Source organism: Psychrobacter sp. MES7-P7E, from assembly GCF_002863645.1.
Lineage (GTDB): Bacteria > Pseudomonadota > Gammaproteobacteria > Pseudomonadales > Moraxellaceae > Psychrobacter.
Window position 1 is genome coordinate 106,992 of record NZ_PJBU01000113.1, and the last position, 12,165, is coordinate 119,156.

The 12,165-nt window shown below is 44.2% G+C and carries 11 protein-coding genes; 3 read left to right on the forward strand and 8 right to left on the reverse strand.

Going from position 1 to position 12,165, the window contains the following annotated elements:
• Positions 1 to 7: 7 nt before the first annotated feature.
• The 3 genes from CXF62_RS12470 to hflX all read right to left on the reverse strand — a co-directional run bounded on the left by CXF62_RS12470 (position 8) and on the right by hflX (position 2,952).
• Positions 8 to 697 carry an LrgB family protein gene (locus tag CXF62_RS12470; RefSeq protein ID WP_102094604.1) on the reverse strand — a complete coding sequence of 230 codons (690 nt, stop codon included), beginning with the start codon at positions 695 to 697 and terminating at the stop codon, positions 8 to 10.
• A gap of 16 nt (positions 698 to 713) precedes the next feature.
• Entirely contained in the window at positions 714 to 1,148 is a 435-nt protein-coding gene (locus CXF62_RS12475) for a CidA/LrgA family protein (protein WP_102094605.1), read from the reverse strand.
• Positions 1,149 to 1,524: 376 nt separating this feature from the next.
• A complete protein-coding gene (gene hflX, locus CXF62_RS12480) occupies positions 1,525 to 2,952 on the reverse strand; it encodes a ribosome rescue GTPase HflX (protein WP_102094606.1) in 1,428 nt (475 codons plus the stop codon).
• A gap of 306 nt (positions 2,953 to 3,258) precedes the next feature.
• On the opposite strand from hflX, the gene CXF62_RS12485 reads away from it, so the two are divergent.
• Positions 3,259 to 4,059 (forward strand): lysophospholipid acyltransferase family protein, encoded by an 801-nt coding sequence (locus tag CXF62_RS12485; RefSeq protein WP_102094607.1) that lies wholly within the window; start codon positions 3,259 to 3,261, stop codon positions 4,057 to 4,059.
• A 173-nt stretch (positions 4,060 to 4,232) separates the two neighbouring features.
• Here the strand turns inward: CXF62_RS12485 and CXF62_RS12490 are convergent, their stop codons facing one another.
• Positions 4,233 to 5,273: an aldo/keto reductase gene (locus tag CXF62_RS12490; RefSeq protein WP_102094608.1), complete on the reverse strand. Its 1,041-nt coding sequence runs from the start codon at positions 5,271 to 5,273 to the stop codon at positions 4,233 to 4,235.
• 65 nt (positions 5,274 to 5,338) lie between these two features.
• On the reverse strand, positions 5,339 to 5,836 hold the full coding sequence (locus CXF62_RS12495; RefSeq protein ID WP_057758447.1) for an FKBP-type peptidyl-prolyl cis-trans isomerase: 498 nt from the start codon (positions 5,834 to 5,836) through the stop codon (positions 5,339 to 5,341).
• A gap of 175 nt (positions 5,837 to 6,011) precedes the next feature.
• On the opposite strand from CXF62_RS12495, the gene CXF62_RS12500 reads away from it, so the two are divergent.
• Both CXF62_RS12500 and CXF62_RS12505 read left to right on the forward strand, forming a co-directional pair.
• Positions 6,012 to 6,680 (forward strand): DUF1294 domain-containing protein, encoded by a 669-nt coding sequence (locus tag CXF62_RS12500; protein WP_228153237.1) that lies wholly within the window; start codon positions 6,012 to 6,014, stop codon positions 6,678 to 6,680.
• A gap of 20 nt (positions 6,681 to 6,700) precedes the next feature.
• Entirely contained in the window at positions 6,701 to 7,507 is an 807-nt protein-coding gene (locus CXF62_RS12505; protein WP_227543694.1) for a Hint domain-containing protein, read from the forward strand.
• A 134-nt stretch (positions 7,508 to 7,641) separates the two neighbouring features.
• On the opposite strand, the gene lspA is transcribed toward CXF62_RS12505, so the two are convergent.
• From lspA to CXF62_RS12520, 3 genes are all read right to left on the reverse strand, one after another.
• Positions 7,642 to 8,295 carry a signal peptidase II gene (gene lspA / locus CXF62_RS12510; RefSeq protein ID WP_102094610.1) on the reverse strand — a complete coding sequence of 218 codons (654 nt, stop codon included), beginning with the start codon at positions 8,293 to 8,295 and terminating at the stop codon, positions 7,642 to 7,644.
• Positions 8,288 to 11,149 (reverse strand): isoleucine--tRNA ligase, encoded by a 2,862-nt coding sequence (ileS, locus tag CXF62_RS12515; protein ID WP_102094611.1) that lies wholly within the window; start codon positions 11,147 to 11,149, stop codon positions 8,288 to 8,290. Before ileS ends, lspA begins: the two co-directional genes overlap by 8 nt.
• A gap of 450 nt (positions 11,150 to 11,599) precedes the next feature.
• Positions 11,600 to 12,139, reverse strand: a complete 540-nt coding sequence (locus CXF62_RS12520) for a protein disulfide oxidoreductase (RefSeq protein ID WP_102094612.1) — start codon at positions 12,137 to 12,139, stop codon at positions 11,600 to 11,602.
• Between the last annotated feature and the right edge of the window lie 26 nt (positions 12,140 to 12,165).

Sequence of the window (12,165 nt, forward strand, 5' to 3'; positions counted from 1 at the left end):
GTGATGACTAGATACCGATAGCACTGATAAAAATAGGCACCCAAACCGCGGTAACCAACCCGTTCACTGCCAAACCAAATGCAGCATAACGTCCTGCTGTATGACTGATTTGCCAAGCTTCTACTGTACCAAACGCGTGAGCCGCTAACCCCAGTGCTAGACCTTTAGCACGGTCGTCATTGATACCGCGGAACAAAAAGCGAGCGACCGTACCACCTATCAGACCTGAGACGATGATAATTAGGTTAGCCATTGCCAGTGGTGCTTTGATTAAATCTGCGACACTCAAGCCAATAGGCGTCGTAACAGAACGGGTAGCGAAAGCCAATAGGGTCTCATGACTGAGCGAAAATAAATAGGCCAGTGACATAGGCAATAATGCGCCAACGACACTAGCAATAGCGACAATTAGAGTGAGTTTTTTGACTGGTAAGCCTTTAAAATTCATCGCCGCCAATGGCACAGCCAAGAGTACTGTCACATATCCCAACAGATGATCAAATACAGGTTTTGCCGCGCTGTAATAGTTGTTGTAATCCCACTGCAGTAAAAATAGGAAAACAAGTACTAGGACAAGTGCGGTAATGACCATCGGTAGCCATGATAATTTACGTGCCAATACACGTGCAATTACGTGTGCTGCTAATGTCAATAATATTGCGGCTAGGGTTGCCATAAACACGCTGTCAAAAGTCATAATATTTCTCCGCAGCTCACGGCTGTCCCTTTTGCTCAGTGGTAGTCGTACTATCAGTGTTTGCAGCGTGATTGAGCCAACGATTGGCCAATAATGCTAGTCCCCACAGCGGTATGAGCGTACTAACGATCATCGTTATCATCACACCCAATAGCTCATCTCCTAGAGCAAATAGCAACAAGCCTGCACCAGCAGAAACGGGTAAGAAGGCAAACCCACTATCGACTAGTAAAGTATTACTGGCCTGTGTGAGCCAGATCGGTAATCCCTTGAGCAATCGCCACGCCATCAAAATAACAAACATCGCAACCAAACCGACAATATTGGCCGCTTTTTCGATGCCTGCCATTTGACAGAGAACAACCGCTGTTTCTCGGACAACGATAACCATGGTCAACGTTAGAATTAACGCAAGCCATAGTGGGAGATGGGGAGAGTGAGCAGACTTCATAAGCAATTCTGGCCAAGTCAGATATAAATGGATGGTGTACCAAACAAAGTATGTGATCACACCAAGAACACAACGTAAAAAATGATGCTATGCATACTGATGGTAGCAATGATTCACTTTCGAGAGATTAGCGCTATCTATCAATATTTGTTGAATGTATAACAGGCGATTATATAGAGAGTGGGGCAACTAATAAAGCCTATGCACCGTGACTGGTCATATCTAAAAAAAATAGACGATATCAATGGATATCGTCTATTCTATTTTAACGTACTATATAAGGGTCTGTGGGCTAACAGTATGAATCAAACGTTCATTCAACTACTGTCGCAAATGACTCACTTTAACAATAGTTCTTATTTTGCAGAAATGATCATTATTTTTCTGAATCAGCTTTTTCTGAGTGTAATGCATCAAACTCATCAAATGCTTTTTCCTCAGCCTCTGTCATAGTCGGCTCTTCAACGTCATCAACTTTTTCAAACTCTTCGAGTACCGGCATCAGTAGTGTTGCTTGTGCAAGCGGCAACACATCGATAGGTTTCAAGTTAGCTTGACCCAGTAGCTGTCTTAGACGGTCACTTGGCAAACGAATCGTCAGACATTCACGACCCGTATCGTCATAGCTTTCTTCTTCAATAACACCTAATTCATATAGAGTGTTTTTGAACTGTCCAGCATCATACGGCAAGGTCAAATCAAACGTCGTCAGTTTACCTGTCAACAGTTGCTGTACGGCAAGCGTTAGCTCTTCCATACCGAGATTCTGTCTAGAAGAAACATAGACGCGGTTTGGCTGACCTTCGCTAGCATAGCCGATATGTGCAGGCTCATCAGTCAAATCAATCTTGTTGTAGACATTGAGCACAGGTACATCGTTATCGATTTCTGCCAATACCTCTTTGACCGCCTGAATCTGCTCGTGCATGTCTTCGCTAGAGGAGTCAATGACGTGCAATAACAAATCTGCTTCTAGCGTTTCTTCTAGGGTTGCATGAAAAGACTCAACCAGCTCATGCGGCAGATGACGGACAAAACCAACCGTATCGACCAAGACGACACGACCAACTCCCTGCCAGTCCAGACGGCGTAGAGTAGGGTCTAGCGTCGCAAATAGTTTGTCAGCAGCGTAGATGTTTTCATCGACCAAACGGTTGAACAAAGTAGATTTGCCCGCATTGGTATAGCCGACCAGTGAGATGGTCGGTACGTCTGATTTTTGGCGACGGGCACGACCTTGCGCACGGGTCTGACGGACTTTTTCTAGTTTGCTCTTTAGCTGATTGACTCGCGTCTGTAGTAGACGACGATCGGTCTCAAGCTGGGTCTCACCAGGTCCACGCAGACCAATACCACCTTTTTGACGTTCCAAATGCGTCCAACCACGTACCAGACGTGTTGATAGATGGTTAAGCTGAGCCAGCTCTACTTGCAGCTTACCTTCGTAGGTACGGGCACGCTGCGCAAAAATATCCAAAATTAAACCAGTACGATCCAACACGCGGCACTTCACTAGCGCTTCGATATTACGCTCTTGTGATGGCGACAGGCTGTGGTTAAACAGTACGATATCTGCTTCGTGTTCGCGCACTAGTTCTGCGATTTCTTCTGCTTTTCCGCTACCAACGAAGTATTTGGCGTCAGGGCGCGAGCGTGATCCAGTAACTAATGCCAAACGATCGGCTCCTGCTGAATCAGCCAACAGCTCAAATTCACTAAGATCATCAGGATCTTGAATTTGGCGGATGTCTAAATGTACTAAAATGGCGCGTTCGCCACCTTCATGTCTTTCAAAATAATCCAAAGAGTATCACCTATTTAATAAAGTAAATGTCTCGCTATAATCAGCTCAATAAGCTTTGACGTAGCGTTCATATGATTATCTATATATGGTCTTATCACTTGATATTAAAGCGTATTAGCATAATTAGCGATGGTTTTATGTTACAGCGTTTGCTGCGGATAATTTTTTATAAATCTGCTTTATTACCCGTTTGTATAAAAGTCGGCACTCACTGAGTGAACAAGCTATCACTGAGTGTGCGAACTTTGTTATACTGGGCTCGTTTTTTGACTATTAAACACCCGTTATTTAATCATGAGGGCGAAGATGAGCCAAGCTAAATCAAGCTTTTCACTCAGACGACAGTTGAGCCGAGGTAGACAGGTTGCTGGTATGACCACGACTATGGTCGGCGGCATACGCGCGGCGAAGCGTATCGGTGCCTTTAAGCAGCCACCACGCGAAACCCTACCACGCTATATCCAGACATTCTGCCGCAAGATGGCAGGCTCTTTTGGGGTAAAAGTGGTAGAAGTGGAACCTGTAGAGCAGTTCCATGGCTTATGGGTATCGAATCACGTGTCATGGATGGATATTCCTGTCGTTGGTACTGTGAGCCCAGCGTTCTTTTTATCTAAGGCTGAAATCGGTGAATGGCCTGTGTTTGGCAAACTTGCCCATGCCGCAGGGACGCTTTTCATCGAGCGTGGCTCCGGTGATGCAAGCTCAGTATCGGTACAGATTGCTGACTTTTTAGCCAAAGGTTTTTCGATTATTTTCTTCCCTGAGGCGACCACCACCAGTGGCAAAAAAATCAAGCGTATTCATGGGACATTGCTCCAGTCAGCGATAGATGCTGATGTGCCTATCAGACCGATCATCATCGCTTATGTCAATAAAGACGGCACACTAAGCGACGCATTGCCATACTATGGTAAGCTGACGATGAAAGAAAGTATGAAAAAAGTGCTCGATAGCAAAAACGTGACCGCTTATGTATTGCCACTCGCGCCTATAGATCCAGAGGGTCGTAACAAAAGCGAGCTGACCAATTTATTGCAAGCACGCATGAATGAAGGGTTGGCTGAGCTGCACTCAAGAGTCCTTAGCGCACCAGTTGAAGACTGATTACTTAGAGTTGAGCTAGTTAGAGTTGAACTAGTGCAGCTAATCTCAGCCAGTTAATAAAAGGGCGCAAATCGAAACGATTTGCGCCCTTTCTTATAGGAGATTTAATAGAGCGAACTTAATATTATTTATCCAGCAGGCTCTATTAACATCCAGTCTCTATAAAATACCAACTATGGTGATGGATTAGGTTGCTGTGTATGCACCGCTTCAATCGCTTCTAATACATCTGCTGTTAGCTCCACATTGACACTATCGATGTTTGATTTGAGTTGCTCGGTCGTCGTCGCTCCAATGATGTTGCTGGTGACAAAGTGACGAGAGTTTACAAAAGCCAATGACATCTGCGCCATGTCCAGACCTGCATCAGCAGCTATCTTGGCATATTGCTCAGTGGCTGATTTGGCTTGCTCATTCACATAACGACCGAAACGATCATACATAGTCAGACGCGCACCAGTTGGACGTTTACCATCAAGATATTTACCAGACAATACACCAAAACCAAGCGGAGAATACGCCAGTAGACCAACGTTTTCACGATGGGCAATCTCAGCCATACCGACTTCGTATAAACGGTTCAATAGGCTATATGGGTTTTGCACGGTAAGTGGTGGAATTAGGCCGTTTTTATCTGCTTCCCATAGATAACGCATGAGTCCCCACGCGGTATCATTCGATAAACCATAAGCACGAATACGACCTTTTTTGATCTCATCATTTAAGGCCTGAATGGTCTCTAAAAACGGGGTTAAATCGTCTAATGACTGTGCTGCCATCTCTTCATCATAGCCGCGCTGACCAAAAAAATTCGCCTGACGCTCTGGCCAATGCAGCTGATAGATATCGATATAGTCTGTTTGTAGACGTTCCAAATTACCATCGATAGCGCTACTAATATGCTCGGCGTTAAAGCGCGTTTGTCCATCACGCAAAAAGTTCATTGGCGATATTTTACTAGCGAGAATGACTTTGTCACGCTGTTTGGTCTTGTTAAACCAAGTGCCCATAAAGCGCTCGGTATCACCTTGTTTGTCTTTATCTGGCGGTGACGGGTACATCTCGGCAGTATCCCAAAAGTTCACACCTTCACTGAGTGCCATGTCCATTTGCTCATGTGCTTGAACTTCTGTATTTTGCTGTCCCCATGTCATCGTGCCTAGACAGATTTTAGATACTTTTTCATCGAGTTGCGGTAACGTTTGATACTGCATATAAGTCTCCCTTTTAACTGTTTTTTATCAATATTTATTTTTAGATGAGTTGTATTTATTGATGTTTACATCAATTTGATACCAGTGACACCGGGTGGTGTGACTTTAAAGATTTTCACTTTGAATAATACGTCTTGTCCTGCCAATGGGTGGTTAAAGTCTACTTCGACTTGGTCTTCATCGATGGCGCTAATCGTACCGGGCAGCGTGTTTTTACCTTTATCTTCGAACTCAACCATCATGCCGATTTCTGGATTGTCAGCGACTAGCGCAAACTGAGTACGGCTAAAATGTTGGATGTTTTCAGGATTCCACTCACCAAAAGCTTGCTCTGGCTCAAGGTGTGCGGTACGGGTATCACCGGCGCGTAGATTCATCAGTACTTGCTCAAAACCAGGTAACAAGCTCTCATCACCAATGGTCAAAGACACAGGTGCATCACGATTAAAGGTTGAGTCGATGATGGTGCCGTTCTCTAGTGAAACTTCAAAGTGCAACTTCACAAGGCTACCATGAGCGATACGAGTGTCTTCGTTTGGGTTAATAAATTGAGATTGAGTCATAATAAAAAGCCATCGGTTGCTAGAATAGAAAATAATGAGTTTGATTAAAGTGTTTTTAATTGCAGTATTATAGTGTAAGAAATAATAAGCCATCTAAGACCAGATGTAAGCGTCAATAATGTAACGCAGATGGTGTACTATAATTGGCAATTCTAAAAGATATGAGGTGTCGGTAGTGAATAAACAACAAGGCACTGTCAAAAAATGGCAGGACGATAAAGGGTTTGGCTTTATTGAAACTGAAGCAGGCGAGTCTGTTTTCTTTCATGTGAGTGAGTTTAAGGCTAAGCGCCGTCCTGATATCGGTGAGGTAGTGGTCTTTAGCATTGGACAGGATGCGGAGGGACGCAAGCGAGCCACGCAAGTACAAGAGCTTGGGTTTGTGCAGCAAAAAATGGCACAAAAAAATCAGCAGATCCGTCAGCGCAATCAGAAACGGAGCCATCAGGCAGAGTTTGAAGCGGGCCAAAAGAAACGCTCGTTCCTTGGACTGGCTTTTTATGGTGTTTTAGCTTTATTAGCAGCGACAGATAAATTGAGCTGGCTAGTGTTCGGCTGGTACGTCGTGCTAGGGATTATTACTTATGGTATGTATGCCAAAGACAAAGCTGCTGCGCAAAGTGGCGACTGGCGTACGCCTGAGTCTACATTACATATACTAAGCGCGCTTGGCGGTTGGGTAGGAGCATTGCTCGCCCAAACGTATTTACGTCACAAATCACAAAAGTCTGAGTTTCGAGTGACTTATTATTTGACCGTCGTTGTGAATATGGCAGGGTTGCTATTTTTATTAGCAGGTGGCGGCTTAGAGACTGTGACTGATTTATTATCAGAGTTGCTATAAATGAGAACTAAGACACACATATGGATAATGTGATTATGAATACGTCAGGCTTCGTTGGTGGCACATTAGTACATACTGAAAAAGGTTTAGTACCAATAGAACAACTAAAAATTGGCGATAAAGTGTTGTCTAAGGCAGCTGATGGCTTAGGTGAGCTAGTTTATAAAGCAGTAACGAATACTATGGTTACTCAAAGCGTGTTGGTGAATTTGTTAGAATTATCGATTGCAATTGATTCTTCATTACCAATGAAGGAACAAATTGAACTTCAGAGGTTAGTCGATGATCAACCCTCAACTCGATTATTGATAACAAAAAACCACCCGCTATGGACTGAAGGCTCAAAGTGGACTCAAGCGAAGGAGGTAAAATCTCAAGATATTTTAATTAACAAAGACTTGATTAAATATTCGGCTGAGTCTGGCAATAATCCCTATGACACTACATCATTAAGACAAATTTATAGAACGGATAGATCCAATATTGGTTTCGTACCAAAATTCGATGAAGACGTTCCTGCTCAATATGGCAGTCTAATTGATTTAACAACAGGCGAGGAGCTTCAGAATAGCGTCACTTATCAAGCAGTGACAGACAAGTTATATGAGCATGATGAGGAGTGGGAGCAACGCCTATTAGAACAAACACCTGAAGACGAACGTGAACATGCTGAGTTCTTTGGCTTCCGCCAAGGCGAATGGAAAGATCCTGATACTATAGATTGGGAAGAGGGCGAAGGTTCTCTTACTATGACGGTATATAACATTGAGGTAGCAGATACTCATACTTACTTTGTCGGTGAGGCTGGTATTTGGGTGCATGAATAGAAATTGTGCAGATAGGTCAAATTAGCATACATATTCAATCGTCAGAAATAGTAAATAAAAAAGGTGGATTACGACTGCGTAACCCACCTTTTTATTTATAAGCTGAACGATATTAATAATAGTATTTAGAATTATTACCGTGGCATTTCACGCTTCTTTTCCAAAAACAGCATATCAATGACAATCAATAGTACACCGATAGATATACCGATATCCGCGATATTAAAAATCGGATAATGCCAAACATCAGCATAATGCACATGGATAAAATCAATCACATGACCATGTAGTAAGCGGTCGATTAAATTACCAACTGCACCGCCCAATACTAAGGCTAGGCCAAAAGATAACAGCGTGGCTTTGCGAGGCGCTTTAATCAGATAAATGATTAGAAACAGCGACATGAGTAAAGCCAGTCCTGAAAAAAACCACTTCTGCCAACCGCCAGCATCTGCCAAAAAGCTAAAAGCTGCGCCATAGTTGTAAGCCAATGTCCAATTGAGAAATGGCTCAATCACCGGCACTGGATCATGAAAGGTCAGCTTAGTTTCTGCCAGCCATTTAGTCCACTGATCGATAATGACAACAACCAATGCCAATACATACCATACAAAAGCACGACTGCCATTTGCCACCAGCTTTGGTGTCCTATTTGTTGACTTGGTCAGGCGACTTCTAGGCGTAGTCGAGCTGCCTGTGGTTGCATGAGCAGGCTTAGGCGAATGGTCAATCTCAATCTGCGGCTGCTGGTCATGCTGGCTTTCAGGTGAATCCGTTGGGTTAGGCATAATGACGTACCTCGCCAGCACCACTGACGTTGGTCACGCAGCGCGCGCATAGTTCAGGGTGTGCGCTATCTGTACCGATGTCATCACGAATGTGCCAGCAGCGTACGCACTTAGTACCAGTAGCCGCGCTTACTTGGACTACTAAATCTACAGCTTCTTCGGTATTAGTGTCGGTCGCTTCTTCTGTCTGTGCGATGCTATCAGCAGGCGCTTCGCTCATTGGCTTTAGTGCAGCGTTACTAGTAATCAATACAAAGCGTAGCTCTTCATCAAGCTTGGCTAAGCTCTCATACATAGCACCGTCAGCATATAGACTCACGTCGGCAGACAAGTTGGCATTGATGATTTTTTCGCCACGTGCAGTCTCGATATGTTTGTTTACCATGTCTTTTGCGAACATGATGCGCTGCCAGTCATCGTTGCTGATAGCGCTTAGCTCAAACGCTGGGAACTCATACCACTCTTGAGTAAACACATAGCCGCCCTTATCAGCATCACGTTGATTCAATACTTCCCAAGCCTCTTGCGCCGTGAATGACAGGATTGGTGTAATCCAGCGAATCAGCGCATGAGTGATATGGTAGATAGCCGTCTGCGCAGAGCGACGAGGCTGACCATCTGCCTGCGTGGTGTATTGGCGATCCTTGATGATATCTAGATAGAAGCTACCCAAGTCTTGCGAGCAAAACGCCGTGACGTGTTGCGTGACTTGGTGAAAGTCCATCGCATCGTAAGCGCTAATGATTTGCGCTTGTACGGTTTGTGCGCGCTCAATGATGAATTTATCAAGGCTAACCAATTCATTGATATCAATGCTATCAGTCGCTGGATTGAAGTCATCGGTATTGGCAAGCAAGAAACGTAATGTATTACGGATACGGCGATACATATCGATCGCACCTTTAAAGACCGTCTTACCTGCGCTCATCTCATAACGATAGTCGCTCGATGCAATCCATAAACGCAGCATGTCCGCGCCTGTTTTATTGATTTCTTCTTGCGGGGTGATGATGTTGCCAAGTGACTTACTCATCTTGCGACCGTTTTCATCGACCACAAAACCATGGGTCAATACTTGCTTAAACGGTGGGCGCTCATACATGGCTTCTGAGGTCAGTAGTGACGTCTGGAACCAACCGCGATGTTGGTCAGAACCTTCTAGATACATATCAGCTGGATTGGTCAATTCATCACGCTGATCCAGTACCGCAAAATGCGTCGTTCCTGAGTCAAACCAAACGTCCAATGTGTCCGTTGCTTTGTCATAGTCAGCGGCTTCACTACCTAAGAAGTCTTCACAGCTAGCATCGAACCACGCTTCTACGCCGCCTTCATTGATTTTTTGAGCTGCAGTTTCCATCAGCTCAAGCGTGTTTGGATGCAGCTCCCCTGTTTCTTTGTGCGTAAAGAAAGTAATCGGCACGCCCCACGTACGCTGACGCGAGATACACCAATCAGGACGACCCGTCATCATTGATTCGATACGGTTTTGTCCCCACGCTGGCGTCCAGTTGACTGTAGGAATATCAGCAAGCGCGCGAGCACGTAAGCCTTTGGTTTCCATGTTGATAAACCACTGAGGCGTAGCACGGAAAATAATTGGCGACTTATGACGCCAGCAATGCGGATAGCTATGCTCAATTTTGGTATGGCTGATTAGATGACCATTTTCATGTAGTGCAGCAATGATTTTTGGATTGGCTTTATAGATGTGCTCGCCTGCAAATACTGCAGCGCTATCTAAATAAACGCCCGTACCGCTTACGGGGTTTTCCACTGGTAAGTTGTATTTTAGACCAACGATATAATCGTCTAAACCGTGACCAGGTGCAGTATGTACCAGACCAGTACCACTATCAGTAGTTACATGATCGCCCAAAATGAGTGGCACTTGACGGTCTGCAATTAGTGGATGCTGGGCATGTAGGCCTTCAAGCTCGCTGCCTGATACAGTTGCTAGGATGCCGTTATTTTCTAGTTTTAGCTCACTTAACGCAGTTTCGACAAGATCCGCTGCGAGTAACAGATTGCCTTTTTTAGTAGCGACCACGCTATAGTTATGCTCAGGATGTACTGAGATAGCTTGGTTGGCAGGTAGTGTCCATGGCGTGGTGGTCCAAATAACAGCAGCGATATTGCCCGCTATTTCAGCCAATGCAGCTACTTTATCTGTACCAAGTACATCAAAACTGACATAGATCGCGTCAGAGACTTTGTCTTGATATTCTACTTCTGCTTCTGCTAGGGCAGAGCTACAGTCCAAGCACCAGTTGACCGGCTTCATACCGCGAGTCACATGACCATTGTCATAGATTTTGGCAAGCGCACGTACGATGTTGGCTTCTTGATGGAAGTTCATGGTCAGATAAGGGTTGTCCCAATCACCAAACACACCTAAACGCTTGAAATCTGCTTTTTGCAGTTCAATCTGAGTACTCGCATATTCGCGGCATAGACCACGGAATTCGGTCGCAGACACTTTTTGACCAACTTTACCGACCTTGGCTTCGACTTTTTGTTCGATTGGCAGACCATGACAATCCCAACCAGGGACATAAGGCGCATCAAATCCTGACAAGGTTTTTGATTTTACAATAATGTCTTTTAGTACTTTATTGACTGCGTGACCCAAGTGAATCTGACCGTTGGCGTATGGAGGGCCATCGTGCAAAATATATTTGGTTGCACCAGCACGCGCCTGACGAATTTTACCGTACACGTCATCCGCTTCCCAAGCAGCCAACCAATCTGGCTCGCGCTTGGCAAGGTTTGCGCGCATCGCAAATGGCGTATCCGCAAGGTTCAGCGTGTCTTTGTAATCTTGGCTTGGTGTGTCAGTGCTTTTATCAGTCATAGAAGGTATCTTTTTAAAAGGTAGGTTTGTGTGTCGGTTCAAAACCGGATACAAGGCTCGATGTTCAATGTAGTTCAATATAGTACTGAAGGTCACGCGGTATTGATAATGCTTAATTACTAATAGTAGGTATATTGCTCATCATAGTCGGTTTATCAACCATCATTTCAATAAATACCCATTGTCGCTCATTAGTCGGTAAGTAGTTACGTCAATAATAAATGGTAACGAGACGATTGCAACATAAAATATGCTAGTAAAAATAATTCAAAAAAATATTTAGATCGGCAGCTATTATATGACAAAAAGGGTAGGGTAAAAAGAGCTGTGCGAGGTCAGCCCAATTTTGTCCAATATCAATTGTTTATCTGTGTTGTATATCCTCAGCACGGACGTAGCTATAATCTCCTTACATAATGATTTATTGAAACATAAAGTACGACTCAAGTGCTAAAAAACAGATGCTAACCACAAGCGCAGTTTCAATGACCATAATGGCTGAATCCCTGTTAGTCCTTGTGTCATCTTACCATTCTCTAATACCACATAGGATGGTGTGACTTGTCCTTGCCAATCTGCAAAGATATTGCCTTGTTGATCATTTATGGTGGTGAAATCAAACCGATGTTGATCTAGGTAGCTGCGTAGCTCTTGATTTGAGCCTGACTGTACGGCAACAGTGACCACGGGATAATTATCTGCTGCTAACTTATTAATGGTGGGTGAGGTAAAGCTGCAGACTGAACACCACGTACCCCAAAAGTATACCAGCGTAGGCCGCTCATGACTCATCGCTGCCAAGTCGATAGTTTGCCCTTGATAATCGGTCAGTTGTAACTGAGGGTTGGCAGGCATGATAGGCTGTCGCCACCAATTGACCACGCTATAGATCACGACAAACATGAGACCATATAACATTATCGTTTTAAGTATCGAAATGATCTTTCGCTTCTTTGGCTTTACTTCTGTTTGCTCAGTATCAGTTGTCATGACATCTGCTTTTTAGTTTGTATATT

Coding starts and splice junctions, on each gene's coding strand:
- CXF62_RS12485 (WP_102094607.1), top strand. CDS start 3,259: ATGAGCCAAGCTAAATCAAGCTTTTCACTCAGACGACAGTTGAGCCGA.
- CXF62_RS12520 (WP_102094612.1), bottom strand. CDS start 12,139: ATGACAACTGATACTGAGCAAACAGAAGTAAAGCCAAAGAAGCGAAAG.
- CXF62_RS12490 (WP_102094608.1), bottom strand. CDS start 5,273: ATGCAGTATCAAACGTTACCGCAACTCGATGAAAAAGTATCTAAAATC.
- CXF62_RS12470 (WP_102094604.1), bottom strand. CDS start 697: ATGACTTTTGACAGCGTGTTTATGGCAACCCTAGCCGCAATATTATTG.
- lspA (WP_102094610.1), bottom strand. CDS start 8,295: ATGCCTAACCCAACGGATTCACCTGAAAGCCAGCATGACCAGCAGCCG.
- CXF62_RS12505 (WP_227543694.1), top strand. CDS start 6,701: ATGGATAATGTGATTATGAATACGTCAGGCTTCGTTGGTGGCACATTA.
- ileS (WP_102094611.1), bottom strand. CDS start 11,149: ATGACTGATAAAAGCACTGACACACCAAGCCAAGATTACAAAGACACG.
- CXF62_RS12475 (WP_102094605.1), bottom strand. CDS start 1,148: ATGAAGTCTGCTCACTCTCCCCATCTCCCACTATGGCTTGCGTTAATT.
- CXF62_RS12495 (WP_057758447.1), bottom strand. CDS start 5,836: ATGACTCAATCTCAATTTATTAACCCAAACGAAGACACTCGTATCGCT.